Raw genomic sequence first — 24,683 nt, forward strand, 5'->3', positions numbered from 1 at the left:
CGATGACTGAGTACAACAATGACACCCATGCCCTGACTCGCGTCGACGGAATCTCGCCCTTCATAGAAATAGGCCGCGACGAATGGGCGAGACTCGCTGGTGAGACTCCGATGCCACTCACCGAGGCGGAAATCTCGGCATTTCGCGGGCTGGGCGAGCCGCTCGATTTAGCCGAAGTGAGCGAGGTCTATCGGCCATTGAGCCGCCTCATCAACCAGTACGCCATCGCCGCGCGAAAGGGGCATACGCGCACACGCCGGTTTCTCGGGCGGGGAAACGACCAGCCGACCCCCTTCGTCTTGGGCATCGCCGGTTCAGTGGCTGTCGGAAAATCGACCGTCGCACGCATCCTGCGCGACCTGCTGGCGCGCTGGCCGGAGACCCCGAACGTTCAACTCGTTACCACCGACGGATTTCTGTATCCGAACGCGGAACTCGAGCGTCGCGGAATCGCACACCGCAAGGGGTTTCCCGAATCCTACGACCGGCGAGCGCTGCTGCGATTCGTGTCGCAGGTGAAGGCCGGCTTTCCCGAGACCCGTGCCCCGCACTACAGCCATCTGATCTACGACATAGTGCCCGGTGAATTCACCACCGTACACACCCCGGATGTCCTCATTGTCGAAGGCCTCAACGTGCTGCAACCCGCTTCCATGCAGCACCCACTCGCTGTCTCCGACCTTTTCGACTTCTCGATCTACGTCGATGCGCGCACCGCCGACATCGAACACTGGTTCATCGAGCGTTTCCTCCGTTTAAAAGAAGACGCCTTTCGCAATCCGAACTCACGATTTCGCCAGTATGCGGGCCTCGAGGAGGACGAAGCGCGGGCGGTGGGCCTCGAGTTCTGGAAGAACATCAACGAGCCCAACCTCATTCAAAACATTCGCCCAACGCGAGCCAGGGCGTCACTCGTGCTGCGCAAGGAACCCGATCACAGAGTGCAGAAAGTCTTACTTCGTAAGCTCTGAGAAGCCCCAGCCTAGACTTGCAGGGTGATTGACTCCTCCCCTCAGACGCCCGCACGATCTGCCGCTTTAACTGACGCGATCCGCAGCCGTGTCGTGATCGCAGATGGGGCGATGGGCACCCAGTTGCAAGACGAAGGGCCGACGCTCGAAGATTTTCAGGGGCTTGAGGGCTGCAACGAAATTCTTAACGTGTCACGCCCTGACATGATCCGCCGCATTCATGATGCGTACCTTGAGGCCGGAATCGACGCGATCGAGACCAACACTTTCGGCGCGAACTGGTCAAATCTGAGCGACTACGGCATCGACGAGCGCATTGAGGAACTCGCCGAAGCTGGAGCCCACATTGCCCGCGCGGCAGTCGATCACGCCGAGACTACCGACGGCCGCGTGCGCTGGGTACTCGGCTCGATGGGTCCGGGCACGAAGCTTCCGAGTCTCGGGCACACCACCTATGCCCATCTGAAGGAAACGTTCGCGCTGCAAGCCATGGGACTCATCCGAGGGGGCGCCGATGCGTTTCTGATTGAGACGAGCCAGGATCTCTTGCAGACGAAGTCAGCGGTCAATGGATGCAAGCTCGCGGCTGAGCGTTCCGGCGTGCGTTTGCCAATATTCGTTGAGGTGACGGTCGAAACCACAGGCACGATGCTCATGGGGAGCGAGATCGGAGCCGCACTCGCGACGCTCGAGGCGCTTGGCATCGACGCCATTGGGCTCAACTGCGCCACCGGCCCTGCCGAGATGAGTGAGCACCTCAGGTATCTGTCCAAGCACGCGGGCATTCCGGTGATGGCGATGCCCAACGCAGGGCTCCCCCAGCTCGGACCGAACGGTGCCGTCTACCCGCTCACACCCGACGAGCTCGCGGTGGCGGAGGAGCAATTCGTCAGAGAATTCGGCCTCGGCCTTGTGGGGGGCTGCTGCGGCACCACGCCGGCCCACATGCGCGCGGTAGTCGATCGTCTTGGCGGCGAGCGCATTTTCCCCCGCGAAGTGACCCATGAGGACGAGGTGGCGAGCCTCTACCAGCCGGTATCCCTGACCCAGGATGCCGCCTTCCTCGCGATCGGTGAGCGCACTAACGCGAACGGCTCGAAGGCATTCCGTGAGGCGATGCTCGCCGAAGACTGGGACGAGTGCGTCGAGATCGCGAAGGCACAGATTCGCGATGGCGCGCACCTGCTCGACGTGTGTATCGATTACGTTGGCCGCGACGGTGTCGCCGACGCTCGCGCGGTCGTGTCTCGCCTGGCGAGTGCGTCGACGCTGCCTATCGTCATGGATTCGACTGAACCCGCCGTGTTGCAGGCCGGGCTCGAACTGATCGGTGGCCGACCCGTCATCAACTCGGTGAATTTCGAAGACGGGGAAGGGCCCACTAGCCGTTTCGCACGCATTATGCCACTCGTGAAGGAGCACGGGGCGGCGGTCATTGCGCTCACCATCGACGAGGAGGGGCAGGCGCGCACTCGAGCAGACAAGGTGCGGATCGCATCGCGACTCATTGACACTCTGGTGGATCAGTGGGGCATGCGCGTCGGCGACATCATCGTGGATGCGCTGACGTTCCCGATTGCCACCGGGCAGGAGGAGACGCGACGCGACGCGATCGAGACGATCGAGGCGATCCGCGAACTCACTTCAAAATACCCGGGCCTCCACACCACCCTTGGCGTCTCGAACGTCTCGTTCGGACTCAACCCGGCGGCCCGCGTGGTACTGAACTCGGTGTTCTTGCACGAGGCAGTGCAGGCTGGCCTCGACTCGGCTATCGTTCACGCAGCGAAGATCGTTCCGCTGGCGCAAATCGACGAGGCGCAACGAGAGGCCGCGCTCGACCTGGTCTGGGATCGTCGTCGATACGACGAGGCGGGCAACCTCACCTACGATCCGTTGTCGCGTGTGCTCGATCTGTTCTCCGATGTGGATCTCGCCTCCATGCGCGACCAGCGCGCGGCCGAGTTGGCCGCGCTGCCGGTGACCGAGCGGCTCGAACGCCGCATTATCGACGGAGACCAAAAGGGCCTCGAGGGTGACCTTCATCAGGCCCTCGCCGAGGGGCAAACTGCACTTGGCATCATCAACGACACCCTGCTCGCCGGTATGAAGACCGTCGGTGAGCGCTTTGGTGCGGGCGAAATGCAGTTGCCGTTCGTGCTGCAGTCGGCTGAGACGATGAAGAGGTCGGTTGCGCTGCTCGAGCCGCACATGGAAAAGCTCGAAGGCGACGCGAAGGCGCAGTCAAAGGGCACGATGGTGATCGCGACCGTGCGGGGCGACGTGCACGACATCGGGAAGAACCTGGTCGACATTATTCTCACCAACAACGGATTCACCGTAATCAATCTCGGTATCAAACAGCCGATCAATGACATCATCAAGGCGGCCGAGGAACACGAGGCCGACGTGATCGGCATGAGCGGCCTACTGGTGAAGTCCACCGTCGTAATGAAGGAAAACCTGCAGGAACTGAATGTCCGCGGTCTCGCGAAGCGCTGGCCCGTAATTCTCGGCGGCGCGGCGCTCACCCGTGCTTTTGTTGAGGATGACCTCGCAGAACTCTTTGATGGCGAGGTTCGATACGCGAAGGATGCTTTTGAAGGGCTCGATCTGATGGCGCCCCTCGTTCGCGTCGCCCGTGGCGAAGATGCGGCACAGGTCGGTCTCCCGCCCTTGAAGAAGCGGATTCACCGTGCTGGGTCGAAGCTCGCGCTGACCGAACCCGAAAACCTGCCCGCCCGCAGCGATGTGGCCACCAACAATCCAGTACCCCAGCCTCCCTTCTGGGGCACCCGCATCGTCAAGGGCGTGCCACTCGCCGACTACGCCAAGCTACTCGACGAGCGTGCGGTGTTCATGGGCCAGTGGGGGCTGAAATCCGGCCGCGGGGAGGGTGGCCTGAGTTACGAAGAACTCGTGGCTCGTGAGGGCAGACCGCGGCTGCGATCCTGGCTCGATCGGATGCAAACCGAAGGCATGCTTGACGCGTCGGTCGTCTACGGATACTTCCCGGCCTACAGTGAGGGCAACGACGTGGTCGTTCTTCATCACGGCGAGCAGGGTGGCGTACTGGCCCCCGATGGTGGATCGGGTGGGGGAACCGGAACCGAGCGTCTGCGCTTCACGTTCCCCAGGCAGCGCCGCGACCGGCATCTGTGCCTCGCAGACTTCGTCAGGTCGAAGGAATCAGGCGAAACGGACGTGTTTTCCGCGCAACTTGTGACGGTCGGAGCGCGCGTCGACGAGCACACCGCAAAGCTCTTCGCCGGCGACAAGTATCGCGAATATATGGAGTTGCACGGTCTCGCTGTGCAACTCACCGAGTCGCTCGCCGAGTACTGGCACAGCCGGGTCCGCGTCGAACTCGGCTTCGGTTCGGAAGAGCCTACCGACATTGAGGGCTACTTTAAACTGCGCTACCGAGGGGCTAGGTTTTCGCTGGGCTACCCAGCGTGCCCTGAGATGGCGGATCGACGCAAGGTCGTCGAGCTCCTCCGTCCTGAGCGCATCGGCGTCACCCTCTCGGAGGAATTGCAGCTGCACCCCGAGCAATCGACCGATGCGTTCGTGTTCCACCACCCCGAGGCGAAGTACTTCTCGGTCTAGGGCCCTTCTCCAGCTCAAGGTGCCCTCTGTGCGCAAACACGACGCCCTGAGGTGAAGAAGGCGCCGAGGGTGGGAGATTCCCTCGGGAGCGGGACTGCGCAGAGCCTAGCGCGCGAGCGCTGAACGGCGCAGTGCCGCCAGCACAGGACGGCCGATCAGCAGAATTCCCACGGCGGTGGTGATCGCCCGCACCGTGTCCCAGGTCAGAGTTGAGGTGACGAGTGAGTAGCTCAGAAATCGCACAAGATTCGCGCCAATACCGGCCTCCGCGTCGTACGAGATGCTCGTGTTGCTGCCGACTGCAAAGGGCCAAAACCAAACGTTCATGAGCAGACCGAAGAGGTACGAGGCGAACACTCCGTACACAGCCAGCGTTGCCAACTCGGGCAGGGAGCCGCGCGAACCGGCGATCCGCCGTCTACCGGGAATGAGCCCCGCACCAGCGCCGACCCACCCCGCGGCGAAAACTTGGAACGGGAGCCACGGGCCGACCCCGCCCCACAGCAGCGCAGAACCCAGCATCACGGTGGCCCCGAGCAGAAACCCAAAGCGGGGTCCAAACGCGCGACCAGCCAAGATCAGCAAGATGAGAGCGGTTTCGAATCCCCCGAACCCAGTTCCCAGAAAGCGCATGACCATGCCGACCGCGGTGAGCGTGCCGAGCATGGCAACCAGCATCGCGCCGGTGGCGCCTTCCGACAACGCCACGATCAGCACTGCCGCAAGGACGACCACTGCGGCGAGCGAGAGTGCGGGCACAGCGCCGCGCGCGTCTCCGGGCACCGCAGCTGCCAGAAACGGCCAGATGAAGGCGGCAAGCGCGCCCAGACTGACGAGCGTAAGAAGCGCCGCACTGTACAGCCGCGAGGGTCTGCGTGAGCGAACAAATTTCCAGATGCCAAATGACCGGCTGTCCGGTGTCGGACTCTCCGGAGATGACTCAACGTGCGCACTGCCGTTCACGAGACCTGCCCGTCGGAGAGGCTGCGCGCACGGACCCTCGCACCGACGCCAGCAAGCAGCCCTGCGAAGGCGTCATCGTGGGTCGCAAGCATCACCGCGGTGCCAGCAGAGGCGAGTTCCGCGAGGAGGGTTGCCAATCGTCGTCGTGCGTCGAGATCAAGACCGCGCGTCGGCTCATCGAGCAGGAGCACTCGAGGAGCGCCGGAGAGCTGCACCGCAATGGCCAACGCGAGCCGGGTGCCCGCCGAAGCATCGCGCGGATGAGTGTGTGGCGCGGGGATTACCGCCGGCCTGGCGATAAGCGCTGCGAAACGGCGCAACGTATCGCCGGTCGGCGCACCCGCGCGGCGATCGGCGAAGTCACACTCCGCCTCGATCGTGTCCCGAATCAGGAGGTCGTCGACCCGCTGCGGCACCAGGGCGCAACCGGCCGCCCGGCCTCCGCCGCGAGCTCCCGGCGGCAAAGCGATGTCTTCGAGCAGACTCGTCTTCCCGCTGCCGTTTACTCCGCGCAACAGGGTCACTTCACCCGAATTCACGGTGAGCTCGTTGAGCCGGAGCAGCTCCCTCCCCCCGCGCGTGATCACCAGATCGCGCGCGAGCACCAGCGGGTCACCCACGGGCAAGACGTCTTCCGTGGCCACAAGACTCGAAGGGTCCAGACCCGCCGAGGGCGTCATACGTGCGGGCAAGCTCACCGAATCGGCAGAGCCGAGACTCGGCTTCGCGAGAATCACCCGCCCGCGGTTCAGGTGAAGCCACTGCACCGGCAACGTCGCCCCGAGCCCTGCAAGCGCCTCCGGGCGGTGCTCGGCGACCAGCGCTGCGCACCCCTGTTCGAGTAACGTCTGCAACGCGGCCTGGACCACAGCAAGCGAGTGCGGATCGAGGTCAGCGATCGGCTCGTCCAGCAGGAGGACGCGCGGCTTGGCCGTCACCGCAGAGGCCAGCGCGAGCCGTGTTGCCTCCCCTGCGCTGAGCGTGCCGGGTTCTCTCCCGGCAAGGTGGTCAAGATCGAATTGGCGCAGCGCGGTGTCAACGATGTTCCCGAGCTGAATATCGGTGAGCCCCTGGCTTCGAGGAGCGAATTCTAGTTCCGCGCGCACTGTTTCCGCGAGAAAGGAGTGCTCTACGCGCTGCGGCACGTGCGCAAGCATGCCAGTGACCCGCGCCGGGCGCGGATCCACCCCCTCACCCAGCACCGGGATGCCAGCGATGCGCACGTCACCGGTGACGCTGCCTCCGGTATAGCTGGGCGTCAGGCCTGCGAGCGCCGCAAGAAGACTCGACTTTCCGCTTCCCGTGGGCCCGGTAATGAGCGAGAGCTCCCCCGCGCGCAGCACGAAGGATGCCCGATCGAGGATCACCCGCCCACCGTGGGAAACGGTGAGTTCGTCGACTCGCACGAGCGGGTCAACAACGTGGCTGTCTTGCCCTGACCGCGGCCGCTTCGCGCCGTAGCCGCGCAACTCCATCGAGGCGCCCAGCGTGGTTGCACGCTCGACCGCTTGTTCGAGCACGGGGATGAGCAGCCTGGGCCCCCTCCGCTCTCCCCGCATGCGGGCCGCGCGATCCACCCGCTTCCCGGCGAGCAAAAGTGCCGGAACGCTTCCGAGGGCGAGCGCGAGCGAGGTAGCGACCGGCAGGAACGGCTGCGGGGCTCCGGCAAGCAGCGTTCGGGCATCGGCCAGCGCGTTTGCCGCTCCAAAGACCACGAAGACTACCGCGAATCTGCTTGCCTCTATCAGCGTGGAGAGCAGCTGGTCAAGGGTGAGCGTTCCGAAGAGCGAAATTCCCTGGAACGGTCCGCCGAGTGGGAGCGTGGGGAGGGCGAAGATCACTATCGCGGATTCTGGCGGCTCGATCACCGGGGCGAAGAGCACGCGATAGACGATGCGTAGAGCGACGAAGACGATGGCACCCCACACGCCGAAGCGAAGTGCGGGCGCATGAATTCTTGCGGCCAGCAGGCATGCGAGCAGTCCCGCAGCCATAATTCCGATCTGCAACCAGGGCGCGGGAGCGACCGCACCAGCGACCGCTGCGACAAGGGCGAGTCCCCAGATTACGCCCGGATGCGCCAAATATCGTGCGGACGATGGTCGAGCTCCCGGGCCAAGTTTACCCCCCGGGGTGACGGTCACAATCTAGGCTGCGGGTATCTGCGGATCGGTGGTGTCACCGAACTGCCATGCGAATGCAATGCCCTGACCGGGTTCGACCAGCTGTGTCGCGGCGCCCTCCTGTGCGTACTCCCACCCGGCACCAAGATCCACGAACAAACCCCAGTAAGCCCAGACCGGGCCCATGGCGGAGCAATTCTCGGTGTAGCGCTCGCCCGAATAGCTCAACTCACGGTCGGCCGCAGGCTCCCCTTCAACGCGGCAAATCGATCCGGGATACGCCTGCCCCTCGGTGAGTTCGACACCCGCTGCTTCGAACGCCTGAACTGCGGTGATGGGCTCGCTCACGTCAGCACACTCCGTGATCGGTTCAGCCTCGAGACTGCCAAATTCGACGACGACTGACACCCCAGTGCACTCCGCTGCCCCGGGTACGCTCGTGGCTGAGGAGTCGGACTCCGAGGGTGCGGGGGCGGATTCCGCGGCACAGCCTGCTAACACGAGAGCCGCCGCGAGCCCAGCGATTGTGCCGAACACGCGTTTCGGTTGGGACGATGATGAGATCGGCATGGTTCTCCTAGATTGCAAGACGAGCGCGCACGATATCTGCAAGGTCGTCGGCGAGCTGCTGAGCTTGCGCTTCGCTCTCTGCCTCGACCATCACACGCACTACGGGCTCCGTGCCCGAAGGTCGCAGCAAAATCCGGCCGCGACCACCCAACGCTATCTCGGCCTGCGTCACGGCTCGCTGCAGCACGTCATCTGCCGCAACCTTGTTCCGGTCCACTCCACGAACGTTTACGAGAACCTGCGGGTACACGGTCATACAGCTCGCCAGGTCAGCCATCGACTTTCCAGTGCGCACCATCTCGGCGGCAAGGTGCAGTCCGGTCAGAATTCCGTCGCCGGTAGTCGCGTACTCGCTCATGATCACGTGACCCGATTGCTCACCGCCCAAGGAATACCCGTGGGCATTCAGCTTCTCGAGCACGTATCGGTCGCCGACGCCGGTCTCGACCACGTCGATCCCGTTGTTAGCCATCGCTAGCTTGAGCCCCAAATTGCTCATGACCGTGGCGACCAGGGTGTTGTGTTCAAGCTTGCCGCGGCGCGCCATTGACAGCGCGAGGATGGCCATAATGCGGTCACCATCGATCACCTGGCCGTCGGCATCAACCGCGAGGCATCGATCAGCATCACCATCGTGGGCGATACCCATATCCGCACCGGTCTCGCGCACCTTCGCGATCAGCGGCCCCAGGTGTGTCGAACCGATACCGTCATTAATGTTGAATCCATCGGGCGAATTGCCAATAACGGTCACCCGGGCACCGGCGTCGGTGAAGACGTCGGGAGAAATACCGGCGGCAGCTCCGTGAGCACAATCGAGCACGACGTGAAGACCGGCGAGGCTCAGGCCGTCAAGTGTTCCGAGCAGATGCACCAGATAACGATCCTCTGCATCTGCAAAGCGGCGGATCCGCCCAACCTCACGGCCAGTGAACCCACCGTGCGGACGCCCCAATTCGGCCTCGATCGCATCCTCGACCTCGTCGGCGAGCTTGCGCCCGCCAGCGGCAAAGAATTTAATGCCGTTATCTGGAGCCGGGTTATGTGAGGCCGAAACCATTACCCCGAAATCTGCACCCGAATCCGCGACCAGATAGGCAGCCGCCGGAGTGGGTATCACACCAGCTTCGAGTACATCAATACCGGCAGAGGCCAGACCTGCCGCCACTGCGGCTGAAATGAACTCACCCGAGACGCGGGGGTCACGAGCGACCACCGCAACGGCTCGGCGACTCTGTTCTCGCGCAGCCCGGCCGAGAACAAAGGCCGCAGACTGGGCGAGGCCCAGGGCCAGCTCGGCGGTCACATCGACCCCAGCTAGGCCCCGGACCCCGTCCGTGCCAAATAGGCGTGCCATATTTTGAGCGTTGATTAACGCTTGGAGTACTGCGGAGCCTTGCGAGCCTTCTTGAGGCCAGCCTTCTTGCGCTCGATTACACGCGCGTCGCGGCTCAGGAAGCCCGCCTTCTTCAGTGTCGGGCGATTGTGCTCTGCATCAATCTCATTCAGCGCACGGGCGATAGCAAGGCGCAGCGCACCGGCCTGACCCGAGGGGCCACCACCGTCGATACGCGCGATGACGTCATACGAACCGACGAGGTCAAGCACGGTGAACGGGTCGGTGATGAGCTGCTGGTGCAGCTTGTTCGGGAAGTACTCGGCAAGCTCGCGCCCATTGACGGTCATGGTGCCAGCGCCGGGAATGAGGCGCACGCGGGCAATGGCCTGCTTGCGGCGCCCTACGGCTGCGCCGGGGACGGTCAGTGCGGGGCGGGGCGCCTTTTCGGCGGCCTGATTCGCAGGCGTTTCGGTGGTGTAGCTTTCGACGGCCACGGTCTCTTCAGTCACTTGAAGTTCTCTTTTCTAAAGTTTTCGAGCCGCGTTACTGCGCGACCTGGCCGATGGTGAAGGGGGTCGGCTTCTGCGCCGCGTGGGGGTGCTCGGAGCCCGAGTAGACCTTCAGCTTGCGGAACTGGTCGCGACCAAGGGAATTCTTCGGAAGCATGCCGCGAATAGCCTTTTCGACGGCGCGATCTGGGTTCTTCTCCAGCAGATCACTGTAGGTCACCGAGCGAAGGCCGCCCGGGTATCCCGAGTGACGGTACGCCTTCTTCTGCGCTGCCTTGTTTCCGGTCAACGCGACCTTCGCCGCGTTAATGATGATCACATGATCACCCATGTCCATGTGAGGAGCGAAGGTGGTCTTGTGCTTACCCCGCAGGAGCGCGGCGGCCTGGGAAGCGAGGCGTCCGAGAACCACGTCAGTGGCATCAATAATGAGCCAATCGTGCTTCTGTTCAGCGGCCTTCGGTGAATACGTACGAGTCACTAGCGTGCTGCTTTCTATCGAAATGGAGGTGTCGTGAATCCCGCTCCGATGCCCTGTCCCGGTTTCCCGAGTGCAGCGACCGTGGAGGGCTCAACAATTCGGATGCTGACGCACCAAAGATCAATCCTAGCACAGTTCACTTCTCTGCTACAGCGCGCCGGGCCCGCGTCTCTTTGGCGCGGCGGCCCAGTTCAGCCTCGGCAGGGTAACAAATCTCTTCAAGGCTCAGACCGTGCGCAGGCATTACGGCAAACCGACTCGTGCGTGCGCGTGCCTCGCGCAGTTCGCCCAGTTCGGCGATGGTGATCCGCCCACTCGCTACCGCGACTACGGCTCCGACCAGTGATCTCACCATTGAGTGACAAAAGGCGTCTGCCTCGAGATGCGCCGCATAGACTCCGTCGTCGGCCTGGCGCCACTCGAAGCTGAGTAGCTCTCTGATCGCAGTCGCGCCCTCACGCGCCTTACAAAAAGTCGTGAAGTCGTTGAGCCCGAGTAGTTCGTCCGAGGCGTGCTGCAGAAGAGGGAATTCAAGCGGCCGCGGCACGTCCGCCGTGAAGCGAGCTGTCAGCGGATCACGCCTCGTCTTCGGGTCTCGCAAACGATATTCGTAGCGTCGACGTAAGGCAGAGAACCGGGCGTCGAATTCAGCGGGAACCTCGCTCACGGCATGCACCTGAATGTCGGGCGCTCCTCGCCGAAGCACTCCATTCAGCCGTCTGGCCATGAGTCCCGCAGCGAGTTCGCGCGGCACATCAACGTGGGCGACCTGGCCCCGAGCATGCACTCCGGCGTCGGTGCGGCCCCCGACGGTCAGCGCCGGTGAACCTGCGGCGCTCCGAAGCACCACAGCCAGTGCTGCCTCGAGCTCGCCCTGGACTGTGCGCAACCCAGGCTGCGCCGCCCAACCGTGAAAGTCTGTGCCGTCATAGCCAATGTCAAGTCGCAGACGAACGCTGCTGCCCGTGCCGTGCACTCCCCGCTAACCTTCCATCCTCGACACCATGTGCGCCAGAAAAGCCGAACGCCCCGGGGTCGAGACACCCGCGGAGCGTTCGGCTTTTGCCAACTGGAATTACTTCTTGTCGGCGGTTGCTTCTTCGGCTGCGTCTGACGCGGCCTCAGCAGCAGCGGTCTCTTCGCCGGCCTCGACCTCAGAGACCTCAGCCTCTTCTGCCGTGGCCGAGTCAGCCTCGACAACTTCTTCAGCCGTCGTCTCGACCGGAGCCGCAGTCTCGGCCGCATCGTCCTTCCGAGACTTCTTCTGCTTCGGCGTCACGGGCTCAAGCACGAGCTCGATCACGGCCATCGGGGCGTTGTCGCCCTTGCGGAACCCGGTCTTGATGACACGCGTGTATCCACCCTGACGGTGCTCGACGAGCGGAGCAATTTCGGTGAAAAGCTCGTGCACGATCGACTTGTCCAGAATCTGACGCATCACTCGACGACGCGCGTGCAGGTCACCGCGCTTCGCGAACTGTACAAGACGGTCCGCGACGGGCTGCAGACGCTTGGCTTTCGTTTCGGTGGTCTGGATGCGCTTGTGCTCGAACAGCTGTGAGGCCATCTGGTTGAGCAGCAGGCGTTCATGGGCGGGTCCGCCTCCGAGGCGGGGGCCCTTGTTGGGCTTAGGCATTGTTTACTCCGTTGAATGAAAAGTGTGGGTCGAAAACGACCGCGTACTAGTTGACGTCGTCTTCGTAGCTGTAGAACTGTGCGCCGTCAAAGCCGGGCACGGCATCCTTCAGCGAGAGGCCCATCTCAGTGAGCTTGTCGCGCACCTCAAAAACGCTCTTCTGGCCAAAGTTACGAATGTTCATCAGCTGGGCCTCGGAGAGCGCAACAAGCTCGCTCACCGTGTTGATGCCTTCACGCTTCAGGCAGTTGTAGCTGCGAACGGAGAGGTCCAGATCCTCAATCGGGATCGAGAGCTCGCCATCAACGACAACCTCTGCCGGAGCGGGCCCGATCTCGACACCCTCTGCAGCGGTGTTGAGCTCGCGAGCGAGACCAAACAGCTCGACGAGTGTCGAACCGGCAGACGCGATGGCATCTCGCGGGGTGATCGCTGGCTTCGACTCAACATCAACGACGAGACGATCGAAGTCGGTACGCTCACCAGCACGCGTGGCTTCCACACGATAGGTGACCTTCAGCACGGGCGAGTAAATCGAATCGACCGGAATTCGGCCGACCTCTGCGTCCTCGTTCCGGTTCTGCGCGGCAGAAACGTAACCGCGCCCACGCTCAATGGTGAGTTCGAGCTCGAACTGGGCCTGATCACCAAGCGTGGCGATCACGAGTTCCGGGTTGTGCACCTCGACGCCAGCCGGAGCTGAAATGTCAGCCGCGGTGACCTCGCCAGCGCCAGTCTTGCGCAGGTAAGCGGTGATCGGCTCGTCGTGCTCGCTCGAGACGACGAGGGCCTTGATGTTCAGGATGATCTCGGTGACGTCTTCGGTGACACCGGTGATCGTGCTGAACTCGTGCGCGACACCTTCAAACCGAACGCTGGTAACAGCGGCGCCGGGGATCGATGAAAGCAGGGTGCGGCGGAGCGAGTTGCCGAGAGTGTAACCGAAGCCCGGTTCAAGGGGTTCGATCACGAAGCGCGAGCGGTACTCGGAGATTGACTCTTCCGTCAGAGTGGGGCGCTGTGCAATGAGCACTGTGGTGGTTCCTTTCGCTGGAGTCCGCTATATGACTCATGCGGTATGGGGAGGTGGGATGGAACGTCGGTAGCTTCCGGTGCGCAGAACCGAGGCGAAGACCGCCCGGGTGCGACTCACGATGAGGGCGAGGAATTGCTCTCAGCGCGAGTCAACGCACCGCGAAACTCAAACGCGACGGCGCTTAGGCGGACGGCAGCCGTTGTGCGTCTGTGGCGTCACATCGGTGATGGAACCGACCTCTAGGCCAGCAGCCTGCAGTGAACGGATCGCGGTTTCCCGGCCCGAACCGGGGCCCTTTACGAAGATGTCAACCTTCTTCATGCCATGCTCCTGCGCCTTGCGCGCAGCGGACTCTGCAGCGAGCTGCGCGGCGAAGGGAGTCGACTTGCGCGAGCCTTTGAAGCCGACGCCACCCGAAGAGGCCCAGCTGATTACAGCACCCGTGGTGTCAGTAATCGAAACGATTGTGTTGTTGAACGTCGACTTGATGTGGGCTTGACCCACAGCGACATTCTTCTTGTCTTTACGACGCGGCTTGCGCGCCGCGTTCTTTGGTGCAGCCATTTATATTCTCCTGAAAGCTCTGTGTGTTGGTCGCGGAACCTACGGTTACTTCTTCTTACCGGCGACGGTGCGCTTCGGACCCTTACGGGTACGAGCGTTCGTCTTGGTGCGCTGACCGTGCACAGGCAGGCCCTTGCGGTGACGGATACCCTGGTAGCTACCAATCTCGACCTTGCGCCGGATGTCTGCGGCGACCTCACGGCGCAGATCGCCCTCTACCTTGAAGTTTCCTTCGATGTAGTCGCGAAGTTCAACGAGCTGATCGTCGGAAAGATCCTTTACCCGGATGTTCCCGTCGATGCCGGTATCGGCGAGAGTCTTCAGGGCGCTGGTGCGACCAACGCCGTAAATGTAAGTGAGTGCAATCTCAACGCGCTTATCGCGTGGGATGTCTACTCCTGCGAGACGTGCCATGCTGGCTCCTTGCGTGGTGTGGAGGTGTGGTGCGCACCGGGGGTTCGGGCCTCCGCCCGAGGTGTCCCCCTGAGCCTTGCGGCCGCGGGTTCTTCGATGCGCTGATCAGATATTCAGTTGTGGATCGGGCCTACGGCCCCGCACCCGTGAGCGAAGGGATTAGCCCTGGCGCTGCTTGTGACGCGGGTTCTCGCAGATCACCATGACTCGACCGTGGCGGCGAATGACCTTGCACTTGTCGCAGATCTTCTTAACGCTGGGCTTGACCTTCATGATGGTTCCTTTAATGTGTTCGCTGTCCTCGTACCCGCGGGATTCCGCGGGCCGTTACTTTTCAGCGACCTACTTATAGCGGTAGACGATGCGGCCACGGGTCAGATCGTAGGGGGTCAACTCTACGATCACGCGGTCTCCAGGGAGGATACGGATGTAGTGCTGACGCATTTTGCCCGAAATGTGGGCGAGAACCTTGTGTCCGTTGGTCAACTCAACGCGAAACATTGCGTTGGGAAGAGCCTCGACAACCTGGCCCTCGATCTCGATGACGCCGTCTTTCTTGGCCATAGCCTCACTATCGCTTCAGTGGGTGAATGCTGATCTTGCGAATGCTCGATGCCAGTTCTCGCGGGAACGCAAAAACAGGCGCAAAGCACCAAAGAGAAATCCTATCTCGCTTCTCCGCAGAATTCAAGTTGAGGGATCGGAATGCGTGACTCGTTGAAGCCCGGATGCCCCCGATACGCTGAGCTCATGAGCGACACGAGAAACACGGGCGATGCTTGGGTCACTGCGGCTGATGGGCAGCGCTACTGGGGTCGCTTTGGAGCTGCAGGCTTACTCGTGCACGATCCAGCAAAGGGCATCTTGTTGCAACACCGCGTGAGCTGGAGTGATCATGGAGGCACCTGGGGAATTCCCGGCGGTGCGAAACATGAAGGCGAGAGTGCCATCGCGGGCGCAAAACGCGAGTCGCTCGAAGAGGCGGGCGTCCCCACTCAGGCGACCGTTCCGACGTACACTCACGTTCTCAATCGTGGGGGTTGGAAATACACGACTGTCATCGCCGAGGTCACCACTCCGTTTCACCCAGAGATCACCGATGCCGAAAGTCACGCACTCGCCTGGGTCCCGGTCGACCAAGTGGCCGATTATCCACTGCACCCGGCATTCGGTGACAGTTGGGGCATTCTTCGGCCCCTGCTCTGCCCACGGCCAGCCATCGTCGTCGATGCGGCGAACGTGGTGGGTGCAGTGCCCGACGGGTGGTGGAAGGATCGGCGAGGGGCAAACGCACGCCTGCGAGACCGCCTGGCACTCTTGGCCTCCCAGGGTTCTCCCGCCGGCCTGCTCGGCCTCACCCAGCACGACGTGCCTGGGATAGATCGGGCCTTCCCCCTATGGGTGCTTGTAGCGGAGGGTGCGGGACGGGGGAACGACTCTGTTACCGGCGTGCGAGTAGTTGACGCACCCGGGCTCGGAGATGACACGATCGTGGAAGAGACCAGCCTCCTGGTGCACGAGGGGCGACGGGTCACGGTGATTACCAGCGACGAGGAGCTACAAAGCCGCGTCACCTCCCTGGGCGCCACGAAACGCGGTGCACAGAAGCTACTGCGGAGGCTTCCAGACCTCCCTCACGATCCCTGAAGTCGGAATCATCTCCTGATCAGGGCACCTGGCTTGGCCGGGTCATCGTTCGACGAGAATTCCATCCGCGTCGCACCACACCACGGCGCCGGGACGAAACACCGCTCCCCCGAAACTTACCTCGACATCGACCTCTCCAACTCCGTCTTTGGCGGACTTCGCCGGATTTGACCCAAGCGCTTTCACCCCAATAGGAAGCGTCCCCAGCGCGACCCGATCGCGGATCGCGCCGTTCACGATGATTCCCGCCCACCCGTTATCAACTCCGAGTGCGGCAATTATGTCGCCCACCAGGGCCGTTTCCAGCGATCCCGAACCGTCGATCACTAGCACTGCGCCATCCCCTGCGGTGGCAAGTGTCGCCTTCACCAACGCGTTGTCTTGATGGCACCGTACGGTGCGAATCGGCCCGGTAAAGCCAGTCACACCCCCCACGTCTTGAAACTGCAACGATACCGATTGCAGGCTCGCTCCCTGCTCGTCATACAGGTCCGCCGTACTGATGGTGTCGCTCATCTGTGCTCCTGATGTCTCTACTTTTTCCGATGTTCGCCGCGGAAGGCGGAGATGCTTCCACGCTACCCCGCCTTCTGCGGTAAGTTGCCAACATTTCATTTTTCGTGTACATATGTACATGAACAAATGTACATTTCCAAGCAGTCAGTCAAACAATAAATCTGAGCACAGGAGGGACAGCGATGCCAGCGGAAATGGAACTTCCGGAGCGGGCGCTAGCACCGGGGCGGCGCGACCCTCATGCGCGGCGACTGGCTATCCTCAATGCCGCGGCAGCACTCATCGTTGAAGTAGGCCCCGCTCGTCTGACCCATCGCATGGTAGCGACGCGCGCGCAGGTCGCGCTTGGCTCGACTACTCAATACTTCGCCTCAATAGACGAGTTGCGTGAGGCAGCGCTGCACCACCTCGCTACCGAGTTTGAAGACGGACTGCGCGAGGCAGAGCAGGCGCTCTCCGATTTTGACGCGGCACCCGAGCGCTTCGCTGAGCTCATGCACCAGTTCTTGAGCGATCGCCGGCAGGTGCACGCGGATATAGCGCTGGTGACGAGCGCGGCGACTGATCCTCACCTTCGCGCAATTGCGCTGCGGTGGTACGACCGCCTGGTCGAACTTCTCACCGCACACATAGGCTCCGAACGGGCTGAGATCGCCGCGATCTTCTACGACGGCGCCGTTATGCATGCCTCGTTGCACGACGAGCCGCTCAGTCGCGAGCAGCTCGCGCGCGCCTTCCGAGCAATTACGAGCATGCCGCTCCCTCCGGCCCCTTCGTAACCGGACGCGGCCGCACGCCTTCGTCGCCCCACCCAGCATCACCCTCACCCAGGACCCCTTAAATGACTTCCCCTACCCTTCTTTCGCTCCAGAGCTCCCGTGCGCGCCGGTGGGCCGCCGTTGGCGTGCTGACTGCTAGCTTGCTTGTTCTCATGATGGACATGACCATCCTGAACATCGCGATACCCGACATGGCTGCGTCGCTGCGACCCACCTCAGACCAATTGCTGTGGATCGTTGACATCTACTCGCTGGTACTCGCAGGACTGCTCGTTTCGTGGGCCGCAATTGCCGACCGTTGGGGGCGCAAGCGCATGCTGATGCTCGGCTACGTGATCTTCGGCGCCACCTCGGTGCTTGTGCTCTGGGCGAGCACACCAGAGTCAGTAATCGCCATACGCGCACTGCTCGGCGTCGGCGGGGCGATGATCATGCCAACGACCCTGTCGCTCATTCGTGTCATGTTTGTCGACCCACGCGAGCGAGCGTCGGCACTCGGGATCTGGGCCGCAGTCTCTTCGCTCGGGGCAGCAGTCGGCCCGCTCGTCGGCGGGCTACTGCTCGAGAACTTCAGTTGGCACGCTGCATTCCTCGTCAATGTACCGCTCATGATCGCAGCCTTTATCGCAGGGCTCTGGTTACTCCCAGAGTCGCGGGTCACGAACCCCGGCAGCTGGGATTGGATCGGAGCAGCGCTCTCCTTCCTCGGCATGATCCTGCTCGTCTGGGCGATCAAAACCTTTGGCAAGGCTTCGAGCTTCCTGGTGCTCGAGGGGTGGATCGCCCTGCTCCTTGCGGCCGCCCTGCTGTCATGGTTCGGTGCCCGATGCCTCAGGCGCACCTCCCCGCTTCTCGAGATTCGACTATTCAAGAGTCGAACCTTCTCTGCAGGAATTATCGCCGCCTTGGGCTCGATGTTCGCGCTCGGCGCGGCCCTGCTACTCCTTGCGCAGTGGATGCAGCTGGTTGATGGAGCAAGCCCAGTTGAGGCCGGCATACGATTGTTTCCTGCCGCGATTTCGGGCGCAATCGCATCGCTCGTTGCGCCGCCGCTGGCCCGGTGGCTCGGCGCACGAGCGGTCATCTCCGGCGGGGTCGCGGCTGCTGGGCTTGGGCTCCTCGCTATCGGGGTGCAGCCCGGCCAGCTCTCGATAATTACGGTGTTCCTCGCGCTCATTCTCATCGGAGCAGGATCCGGGTCGCTCGCGATCGGTTCCGCGATGATTATGTACGAGACGGCTGAAGACAAGGCGGGGAGCGCAGCCGCACTAGAGGAAACTTCCTACGAACTCGGCAGCGTGCTCGGAGTAGCGGTGCTCGGAAGCATCGCCGCACTGCTGTATCGAGCTGAGTTCTCCGGTGGGCATCTGCTGTCTGAGATTGACCCTTCCCTGGCTCAGAGCGCCGCAGAATCGCTCGGGTCAGCTGTAGCGATCGGCGATGAGCTAGGGATCGCCGATCTTGCGAATGAAGCCGGCATCGCCTTTACCCATTCGATGCAGGTCACCGGAATCATCGGCGGGCTGATCATGATCGGGATCGCAGTCGCCGTGTTCCTCCTGACGCCACGCGGAACGGATATCTCGGCAGTGCGGCACTAACCCCACAAACCGTGGGGCGAATTGGCACGAGGAACTCGGTCCATATACTCAGCGTTCCAGCCACACGCGGGTAAACGTGCCGAGACCCATTTCGTCAAACGAGGAGAGCCGGAGGCTTAATGCTTTCCCGTCTCCGTCAAGTTCGAAGGTCGCGGTCGAAAGAGACCCCCACGGCGCGCTTTCCGAGGATGGCGAGTAGGCAAAGGTTGCACCGTCCCATTCCTCGAGCTCAAGTGCGACACTCCCCTCCGCGCCAAGCCGCGCGATCAGAGCGCCCCTGTCTCGTTCTACTTCAAGCGATCCGAAGTAGTCACTGACATACAGACCGGTGACACTCGGGTCGGAGGGCGCAGGTTCGGGGCTTGGCGGGCGATCGACCTCGACAAGATCGCCGGCGGGCCCGGTCATCGGGCCGAAGAAGGCTCCAAGATCAGCGACCCAGTCACGCGTAATGTCTCCGAATTGGACGAGATCAAGGAATGAGGCGGTAACTGCCTCGGGAAGCCCCACTGGTGCCCCGTTAGTCAGCACGACGATACCTAGGTCAAGTTCAGGTACGACTTGGAAATTGGTTGCAGCTCCCAGCACGAAGGCACCCGAGTGTGAGATAGACATCCGCCCGCTTACCAGAGGGGAAGCATTGAACCCGTGGCCATAGTGCGAAGGCCGTTCAATTCCGGCACCTGGATGACTCGACACTATCTGCGGACTCATGGCCGCGACGAGTGCGTCGCTATCCGCAATCTGCGTGCCGTCGAGCGCTCCGTCGTCGAGCAGCACTCGAAGCCACTGGGCGAGATCGTTCGCTGTCGATGAGACCCCTCCCGCGGGGGCCTGAGCGTCAGGGTCCCGATCGAATGCGGCGACAAATTCTCCATCAATCACCGCATGCAGCAGCGCACGATCGGGGTGCGAGAGGTAATCGTCATGGCGAGCACTCGTCGATTCCATACCGATCGGATCAAATACGAGTTCGGCAACGAGGTCTGCCCACTCCTGTCCGCGGGCAACCGCGACGGCTTCCGCCCCGATTGTGAGCCCGAAATTCGAATAGTGGTAGGTGGATCGGAAGTCGTCAAGGGGCTGAAAACGGAGACGCTGCAGAATCGTGTCTCGGTCAAAACCCAGATCCTCGAGATCGTCGCCCGCGCCCGTGCTGAGTCCCGTTCGATGCGAAAACGCATCACCAATGGTGGCTAGCTCGGTCACCGTGGGGTCGGAGTATTCAAACTCGGGCAAGAGCGTGCGAATTGGGGTTTCCCACGAGACATCACCATCGGCGATTGCTGCGGAGACTGCCGTCGCCGACAGCGGTTTGGAGAGGGAAGCAATCTGGAAGACGGTGTCGGGGGTGATCCCCTCGTCTGTTCCAACCTCACGCACCCCAAATCCCTCAGCAAAGACCACTTCGTCTCGGAACACGACGGCGATCGACATTCCCGGAACACCAGTCGAGTCCAGCCCCTGCTGCGCGATCTCTGGAAGCTGCTCGAGCGCACGCTGAACCTGTTCGTCGAGCTCGCCCGGGAGAGCTACTGCGTCAGAACTGGGCGTCTCTCCGGCGCTCACCGCTAGGGGCTTTGTGGCCGGTGATCCGCAACCAGTGAGCACGAGCGCGACGAGGAGGATGGCGGCAAGTGCCGGACAGATACGCGATTTCACCACTAACCGGCTACCCAGCTGCCGGTGTCACGACGTAGGAGACAGAAACCTTCGAGCTGTCGTCCGAGTCGACCATGATGGTAAAGCCAACGAACCACTCCAGGCCCGTGAAGGAATACACCTTCATGTCCCCCATGTCCATCGTGGCTTCACCCTCGTACCCCGCTGAGCGAAATTCTTCGAGCAAACGGTCAACCTCGGCCTGGTCAGTGAGGAACGTTGCCGTCATCGTGTCTGCCGACTTCATTGACATTTGAACCTCACCGTCAGGGGTGGGAATGTCTGGCCATCCTTCCGGGAGCGCCGCGCCGCCTCCAGTATCGAGGTCAACCTGTCCACCGGTTGACTCTTCAGCGATGCGTTCAATCGCCTGCTCAGTGCCCTGTTGCACCAACTGATCTATGGGGTTGGCGCAGCTCGTAAGCCCCAGGAGCAAAAGTGAGCCAACTGTCGCAGTGGCGAGATGTGTGGTGAACCGCGCAGCCTGCATGGTGAACTCCGTCTCAACATTGACCTGCCTCAGTCACATATTGCCAGCCAGTCCAGACTTCGGACAGTCCAGGCGGATAACGGTTTGTGAACGATGAGCGCACGAAAATGGTGAGAAGCATCAGCGTCGCTGACGCTTCTCCCGAAAAACAGGAGCCGCTCCGGCCCACGGCCGTCACCGCACTCACAGCGCGAACAGAGCCGCGCTGCGCATCCTTTCGGAAGCCAGAAATGGCTTCCTCAGAGAAGCATCAGCGTCGCTGACGCTTCTCCCGGAAAACAGGAGCCGCTCCGGCCCACGGCCGTCGCCGCGCTCACAGCGCGAACAGAGCCGCGCTGCGCATCCTTTCGGAAGCCAGAAATGGCTTCCTCAGAGAAGCATCAGCGTCGCTGACGCTTCTCCCGGATGCGCATGTTGAGAACGATCGGGCTACCCTCAAATCCGTAGCGTTCGCGAAGCCGACGCTGGATGAACCGGCGGTAGCCGGGATCGAGGAAGCCACTGGTAAACAGCACGAAAGTCGGCGGACGATTCTGCACCTGGGTTCCGAAGAGAATTCGGGGTTGCTTCCCCCCGCGCAGTGGGTGTGGATGCTCCTGCACCAGCTCGGCGATAAACGCGTTGAACTTCGCCGTCGGAATACGCGAGTCCCAGGAATCGAGCGCAGTCTCGAGCGCGGGAACAAGCTTCTCGAGATGACGGCCGGTTCGTGCCGAGATGTTCACCCGGGGCGCCCAGGCGATATGGGCAAGATCGGTTTCGATTTCGCGCTCCAAGTCGCGGCGACGTTCATCATCGAGCAGATCCCACTTGTTGAATGCGAGCACGAGAGCGCGACCCGACTCCAGAACGAGATCGATGATCCGCACGTCTTGCACACTGATCGGCTCGGTGACGTCGAGCATAACCACCGCGACTTCTGCTTTTTCAAGCGCGGCGGCCGTGCGGAGAGACGCATAAAAGTCGGCACCTTGATGCATGTGGACGCGGCGACGAATTCCTGCCGTATCGACAAACGTCCATACTCTGCCGGCAAGCTCAACTTGTTCGTCAACCGGGTCTCGAGTCGTTCCGGCGATGTCGTTTACTACAACACGCTCTTCCCCGGCAGCCTTGTTGAGAAGGCTCGACTTACCCACATTGGGTCGACCCAATATGGCCACACGACGAGGCCCGTGCGGCTTCGGTTTTGCAACAGCCGACTCTTTCGGGAGCGCTTTGAGAACTTCGTCCAGGAGGTCTGCAACTCCTCGGCCGTGCAAGGCGGACACTGGATACGGCTGCCCGAGGCCAAGCGACCAGAGTGCAGCCGCCTGCGGTTCAAGCACCGCGTCGTCGACCTTATTGGCGAGGAGGAAGACCGGCTTCTTGGTTCGACGGAGAAGCTGCACCACGCGCTCGTCGGTTGCGGTCGGCCCCACCCTGGAGTCGACAACAAACATCACGGCGTCGCACAGCTCGATCGCGACCTCAGCCTGCGCAGCGACGGACGCATCGATGCCCTTGGCATCCGGCTCCCAGCCACCGGTATCGACAAGAGTGAAGCGCGTTCCGTTCCACTCTGCCGGATAACTGACACGGTCACGAGTGACGCCCGGAACGTCCTCGACGACGGCCTCGCGTCTACCAATGATGCGGTTTACCAGGGCGGACTTGCCGACATTCGGACGACCAACGATAGCCACGACCGGCAACGCCTCGGGCTCTGGCTCAGCGAAGCCAATGAATTCCCCGTCTTCGCCGATGAGGCTGAGGTCTTCTTCCTCGAGCTCGAAGGCATCGAGGTTCGACTTCATTGCCCGCAAGCGCTCGTCATCAGTCACCCCATCGTCAAACGCAGCCTCGCCAGCATCCACAGCCGCTACAGCTGTCTCGGGGTCGAATTCTTCATCCGGAATTCCGTTGTCGTTGTGCTCGCTCATCGCGATGCTCCTCCCGTGGCCACGGCATGCGCCGAAGTAACCACATCAATGACAGCCTCTACCGACTGCCCAAAACTCATTTCGCTCGTATCAAGCAGCGTCACCCCCGGCGCAGGAGTGTGAAAATCAACCACGAGCGCGTCTTTGGCGTCGCGTGCCCGGAGATCCTCCAGAACCTGTTCTGGAGATGCGCCTGCGAGCTCGCCCGCGCGACGAGCCGCACGCACCTCAGGTGCCGCAGTGAGCAGCAGCCGGACGGGCGCATCGGGAGCAACGACAGTCGTAATGTCGCGACCCTCAATCACTACGCCCGGTAGCCCCGATTCCGCCACGATGCGCCGAAAGAGGGAGTTCAGCGACGCCCGAACACTCGGGTGTCGAGAGACCTTGCTGACACGACTTGTTACTGAGGGGTCGCGGATCGCCGCCGTCACGTCGCAGTCTGAGCTAGAGCCCGGCAACCTGACCATCACGCGTGTTTCCCCTATCAGCGTGATGGAGAAGGTCCATTCGTTCAACGTTGCGACCAGCGCGGACTCGTTCTCGAGATCGAGGTCGCACTCGGCGGCAGCCCACGCAAGCGCCCGATAGGCTGCGCCGGTATCGAGGATCCCGAACCCGAGCCTGCGGGCGGCTTCCCGAGAAACGCTGGATTTTCCGCTGCCTGCGGGCCCGTCGATTGCGACGAGGATCGGAGGTGCCGCTTCGTTCGCAGCGTTCATAGCGTCCTCCAGCCGCGCTCGGTCAGGTCAGTAATGGCTTGTTCGGCCACGTCGGGCAAAACCGCAATCTCGGCGAAGCCGATCTGTGCGCCCGGCGAATGCTCGAGGCGCAAGTCTTCCATGTTAATGCCTAGGTCTCCAAGCTCGGTGAGAAGGCGAGCAAGTTGACCGGGCCGGTCGTCAATCAGCACGGTCAACGTCACGAATCTGTCTCTTGAACCGTGCTTCCCGGGAATGCGGGCAACTCCGCGATTTCCCATCGCAAGCAGATCGGCAAGTCTCCGCCTCGCGCCAGGCTCGTCAGGGTGACGAAGTGCCTCGGTGAAGACATCTAGGTCATGACGGAACGCATCAAGCGCTTCCACCACGGGGGCCCGATTGGCTCCGAGAATCTGCACCCATAGCTCGGGCTGCCCCGAAGCGATCCGCGTGGTGTCGCGAAGCCCCTGACCTGCGAGCCCAATGGATTGCTCACTCGCAGACACCAGCCGGCCTGCCAACAGGCTGGCGACTGCCTGCGGGAGGTGAGATACCAGGCCCACAGCTTGATCATGTTCCTGCGGCGTCATCTCTATGGGGGTGGCACCGAGTTCGAGTGCCACCGCCTCGACTAGAGCAAGCGCCTCGGGAGGCGTCTCTTCGTCGCGACAGATCACCCATGGGCGAGCGGTGAAGAGATCGGCGCGTGCCATGATCGCACCGCCGCGCTCTCTGCCCGCCATTGGATGAGACCCCACGTAGCGGGTGAGATCCACTCCTCTACGCTGCAGTTCGATGAACGGCGCCAGTTTGACGCTCGCGACGTCGGTCACGACTGCTGCCGGGAATGCACCCAGTGCTCGTTCGATCACATCGGCCGTAACGTCGGGGGGCGTCGCGACCACAACCAGCGCTGGCTCAGGGTCGCTCGTGTGGCGAACACGCCCAGCGCCGTAGTCGATCGCGAGCGCGACCGTGGTGGGCGATGCGTCCTCTAAGGTGACCGTGACGCCACGCTCACGAAGTCCCAGACCGACGCTCGCCCCAAGCAGACCAGCTCCGATAACGTGCACTTGGCCGTGCACGCGGCTGGCCAGACCATCACTTGTCCGGTTCATCGCGTTCCTTCTCCACGGCGGCCTAATCTGCC

The 24,683-nt window shown here is 62.3% G+C and carries 24 protein-coding genes; 5 read left to right on the plus strand and 19 right to left on the minus strand.

Translation table 11 applies throughout. The features are described from left to right. Window positions 1-2 precede the first annotated feature (2 nt). Both coaA and metH read left to right on the plus strand, forming a co-directional pair. On the plus strand, window positions 3-971 hold the full coding sequence (coaA, locus tag ACTNFJ_RS07840) for a type I pantothenate kinase (RefSeq protein WP_435905804.1): 969 nt from the start codon (window positions 3-5) through the stop codon (window positions 969-971). A 24-nt stretch (window positions 972-995) separates the two neighbouring features. Then, a complete protein-coding gene (metH, locus tag ACTNFJ_RS07845; protein ID WP_435905805.1) occupies window positions 996-4,580 on the plus strand; it encodes a methionine synthase in 3,585 nt (1,194 codons plus the stop codon). Between the two features lie 105 nt (window positions 4,581-4,685). Here the strand turns inward: metH and ACTNFJ_RS07850 are convergent, their stop codons facing one another. The 13 genes from ACTNFJ_RS07850 to infA all read right to left on the minus strand — a co-directional run bounded on the left by ACTNFJ_RS07850 (window position 4,686) and on the right by infA (window position 14,779). Next, on the minus strand, window positions 4,686-5,543 hold the full coding sequence (locus ACTNFJ_RS07850) for an ECF transporter S component (RefSeq protein ID WP_435905806.1): 858 nt from the start codon (window positions 5,541-5,543) through the stop codon (window positions 4,686-4,688). After that, the gene (locus ACTNFJ_RS07855) at window positions 5,540-7,627 is read right to left on the minus strand and encodes an ATP-binding cassette domain-containing protein (RefSeq protein ID WP_435905807.1); all 2,088 of its coding nucleotides are present in this window, start codon (window positions 7,625-7,627) and stop codon (window positions 5,540-5,542) included. The genes ACTNFJ_RS07850 and ACTNFJ_RS07855 overlap by 4 nt, the downstream gene beginning before the upstream one ends. Window positions 7,628-7,690: 63 nt before the next feature. Next, the gene (locus ACTNFJ_RS07860) at window positions 7,691-8,236 is read right to left on the minus strand and encodes a hypothetical protein (protein ID WP_435905808.1); all 546 of its coding nucleotides are present in this window, start codon (window positions 8,234-8,236) and stop codon (window positions 7,691-7,693) included. A 7-nt stretch (window positions 8,237-8,243) separates the two neighbouring features. Further along, a complete protein-coding gene (gene glmM / locus ACTNFJ_RS07865; protein WP_435905809.1) occupies window positions 8,244-9,593 on the minus strand; it encodes a phosphoglucosamine mutase in 1,350 nt (449 codons plus the stop codon). Between the two features lie 14 nt (window positions 9,594-9,607). After that, window positions 9,608-10,084, minus strand: coding sequence for a 30S ribosomal protein S9 (gene rpsI / locus ACTNFJ_RS07870; RefSeq protein WP_433646007.1), 477 nt, complete (start codon window positions 10,082-10,084; stop codon window positions 9,608-9,610). Between the two features lie 34 nt (window positions 10,085-10,118). Continuing rightward, a complete protein-coding gene (rplM, locus tag ACTNFJ_RS07875) occupies window positions 10,119-10,565 on the minus strand; it encodes a 50S ribosomal protein L13 (RefSeq protein WP_435905810.1) in 447 nt (148 codons plus the stop codon). A 136-nt stretch (window positions 10,566-10,701) separates the two neighbouring features. Then, window positions 10,702-11,541, minus strand: coding sequence for a tRNA pseudouridine(38-40) synthase TruA (gene truA, locus ACTNFJ_RS07880; RefSeq protein WP_435905811.1), 840 nt, complete (start codon window positions 11,539-11,541; stop codon window positions 10,702-10,704). Window positions 11,542-11,640: 99 nt separating this feature from the next. Next, on the minus strand, window positions 11,641-12,201 hold the full coding sequence (gene rplQ, locus ACTNFJ_RS07885; protein ID WP_435905812.1) for a 50S ribosomal protein L17: 561 nt from the start codon (window positions 12,199-12,201) through the stop codon (window positions 11,641-11,643). A 46-nt stretch (window positions 12,202-12,247) separates the two neighbouring features. After that, window positions 12,248-13,234: a DNA-directed RNA polymerase subunit alpha gene (locus ACTNFJ_RS07890; protein WP_435905813.1), complete on the minus strand. Its 987-nt coding sequence runs from the start codon at window positions 13,232-13,234 to the stop codon at window positions 12,248-12,250. A gap of 168 nt (window positions 13,235-13,402) precedes the next feature. Beyond that, window positions 13,403-13,801: a 30S ribosomal protein S11 gene (gene rpsK, locus ACTNFJ_RS07895; RefSeq protein ID WP_435905814.1), complete on the minus strand. Its 399-nt coding sequence runs from the start codon at window positions 13,799-13,801 to the stop codon at window positions 13,403-13,405. Window positions 13,802-13,846: 45 nt separating this feature from the next. After that, window positions 13,847-14,215 (minus strand): 30S ribosomal protein S13, encoded by a 369-nt coding sequence (gene rpsM, locus ACTNFJ_RS07900; protein ID WP_435905815.1) that lies wholly within the window; start codon window positions 14,213-14,215, stop codon window positions 13,847-13,849. Between the two features lie 159 nt (window positions 14,216-14,374). After that, window positions 14,375-14,488, minus strand: coding sequence for a 50S ribosomal protein L36 (gene rpmJ / locus ACTNFJ_RS07905; protein ID WP_009199219.1), 114 nt, complete (start codon window positions 14,486-14,488; stop codon window positions 14,375-14,377). Window positions 14,489-14,557: 69 nt separating this feature from the next. Beyond that, the gene (infA, locus tag ACTNFJ_RS07910; RefSeq protein WP_025133723.1) at window positions 14,558-14,779 is read right to left on the minus strand and encodes a translation initiation factor IF-1; all 222 of its coding nucleotides are present in this window, start codon (window positions 14,777-14,779) and stop codon (window positions 14,558-14,560) included. Between the two features lie 186 nt (window positions 14,780-14,965). On the opposite strand from infA, the gene ACTNFJ_RS07915 reads away from it, so the two are divergent. After that, window positions 14,966-15,862: an NUDIX domain-containing protein gene (locus ACTNFJ_RS07915; protein WP_435905816.1), complete on the plus strand. Its 897-nt coding sequence runs from the start codon at window positions 14,966-14,968 to the stop codon at window positions 15,860-15,862. 42 nt (window positions 15,863-15,904) lie between these two features. Here ACTNFJ_RS07915 and rraA read toward each other — a convergent pair whose 3' ends face one another. Further along, entirely contained in the window at window positions 15,905-16,378 is a 474-nt protein-coding gene (gene rraA / locus ACTNFJ_RS07920) for a ribonuclease E activity regulator RraA (RefSeq protein WP_435905817.1), read from the minus strand. A gap of 182 nt (window positions 16,379-16,560) precedes the next feature. Between rraA and ACTNFJ_RS07925 the strand changes: the two genes are divergently transcribed. Both ACTNFJ_RS07925 and ACTNFJ_RS07930 read left to right on the plus strand, forming a co-directional pair. Continuing rightward, a complete protein-coding gene (locus ACTNFJ_RS07925; RefSeq protein WP_435905818.1) occupies window positions 16,561-17,157 on the plus strand; it encodes a TetR/AcrR family transcriptional regulator in 597 nt (198 codons plus the stop codon). A 152-nt stretch (window positions 17,158-17,309) separates the two neighbouring features. Further along, window positions 17,310-18,758 (plus strand): MFS transporter, encoded by a 1,449-nt coding sequence (locus ACTNFJ_RS07930; RefSeq protein WP_444711772.1) that lies wholly within the window; start codon window positions 17,310-17,312, stop codon window positions 18,756-18,758. Window positions 18,759-18,806: 48 nt separating this feature from the next. Here ACTNFJ_RS07930 and ACTNFJ_RS07935 read toward each other — a convergent pair whose 3' ends face one another. The 5 genes from ACTNFJ_RS07935 to ACTNFJ_RS07955 form a co-directional block, all read right to left on the minus strand. Continuing rightward, window positions 18,807-20,423: a serine hydrolase gene (locus ACTNFJ_RS07935; RefSeq protein ID WP_435905820.1), complete on the minus strand. Its 1,617-nt coding sequence runs from the start codon at window positions 20,421-20,423 to the stop codon at window positions 18,807-18,809. Window positions 20,424-20,430: 7 nt separating this feature from the next. Beyond that, on the minus strand, window positions 20,431-20,910 hold the full coding sequence (locus ACTNFJ_RS07940) for a hypothetical protein (protein WP_435905821.1): 480 nt from the start codon (window positions 20,908-20,910) through the stop codon (window positions 20,431-20,433). A gap of 380 nt (window positions 20,911-21,290) precedes the next feature. Then, on the minus strand, window positions 21,291-22,832 hold the full coding sequence (gene der, locus ACTNFJ_RS07945) for a ribosome biogenesis GTPase Der (RefSeq protein WP_435905822.1): 1,542 nt from the start codon (window positions 22,830-22,832) through the stop codon (window positions 21,291-21,293). Next, the gene (cmk, locus tag ACTNFJ_RS07950) at window positions 22,829-23,554 is read right to left on the minus strand and encodes a (d)CMP kinase (RefSeq protein WP_435905823.1); all 726 of its coding nucleotides are present in this window, start codon (window positions 23,552-23,554) and stop codon (window positions 22,829-22,831) included. The genes der and cmk overlap by 4 nt, the downstream gene beginning before the upstream one ends. Next, window positions 23,551-24,651, minus strand: a complete 1,101-nt coding sequence (locus ACTNFJ_RS07955) for a prephenate dehydrogenase (protein WP_435905824.1) — start codon at window positions 24,649-24,651, stop codon at window positions 23,551-23,553. The genes cmk and ACTNFJ_RS07955 overlap by 4 nt, the downstream gene beginning before the upstream one ends. Window positions 24,652-24,683: the final 32 nt, after the last annotated feature.

It is taken from the genome of Leucobacter shiyiweii (assembly GCF_052446065.1).
Taxonomy (GTDB): domain Bacteria; phylum Actinomycetota; class Actinomycetes; order Actinomycetales; family Microbacteriaceae; genus Leucobacter.

Bases quoted from the DNA above. Each gene is read 5' to 3' on its own strand.
- rpsM (WP_435905815.1), bottom strand. From the start codon at position 14,215: ATGGCACGTCTCGCAGGAGTAGACATCCCACGCGATAAGCGCGTTGAG.
- ACTNFJ_RS07860 (WP_435905808.1), bottom strand. From the start codon at position 8,236: ATGCCGATCTCATCATCGTCCCAACCGAAACGCGTGTTCGGCACAATC.
- rraA (WP_435905817.1), bottom strand. From the start codon at position 16,378: ATGAGCGACACCATCAGTACGGCGGACCTGTATGACGAGCAGGGAGCG.
- rpmJ (WP_009199219.1), bottom strand. From the start codon at position 14,488: ATGAAGGTCAAGCCCAGCGTTAAGAAGATCTGCGACAAGTGCAAGGTC.
- cmk (WP_435905823.1), bottom strand. From the start codon at position 23,554: ATGAACGCTGCGAACGAAGCGGCACCTCCGATCCTCGTCGCAATCGAC.
- ACTNFJ_RS07930 (WP_444711772.1), top strand. From the start codon at position 17,310: ATGATGGACATGACCATCCTGAACATCGCGATACCCGACATGGCTGCG.
- ACTNFJ_RS07955 (WP_435905824.1), bottom strand. From the start codon at position 24,651: ATGAACCGGACAAGTGATGGTCTGGCCAGCCGCGTGCACGGCCAAGTG.
- glmM (WP_435905809.1), bottom strand. From the start codon at position 9,593: ATGGCACGCCTATTTGGCACGGACGGGGTCCGGGGCCTAGCTGGGGTC.
- rpsK (WP_435905814.1), bottom strand. From the start codon at position 13,801: ATGGCTGCACCAAAGAACGCGGCGCGCAAGCCGCGTCGTAAAGACAAG.
- ACTNFJ_RS07915 (WP_435905816.1), top strand. From the start codon at position 14,966: ATGAGCGACACGAGAAACACGGGCGATGCTTGGGTCACTGCGGCTGAT.
- infA (WP_025133723.1), bottom strand. From the start codon at position 14,779: ATGGCCAAGAAAGACGGCGTCATCGAGATCGAGGGCCAGGTTGTCGAG.
- ACTNFJ_RS07925 (WP_435905818.1), top strand. From the start codon at position 16,561: ATGCCAGCGGAAATGGAACTTCCGGAGCGGGCGCTAGCACCGGGGCGG.
- coaA (WP_435905804.1), top strand. From the start codon at position 3: ATGACTGAGTACAACAATGACACCCATGCCCTGACTCGCGTCGACGGA.
- ACTNFJ_RS07940 (WP_435905821.1), bottom strand. From the start codon at position 20,910: ATGCAGGCTGCGCGGTTCACCACACATCTCGCCACTGCGACAGTTGGC.
- der (WP_435905822.1), bottom strand. From the start codon at position 22,832: ATGAGCGAGCACAACGACAACGGAATTCCGGATGAAGAATTCGACCCC.
- rplQ (WP_435905812.1), bottom strand. From the start codon at position 12,201: ATGCCTAAGCCCAACAAGGGCCCCCGCCTCGGAGGCGGACCCGCCCAT.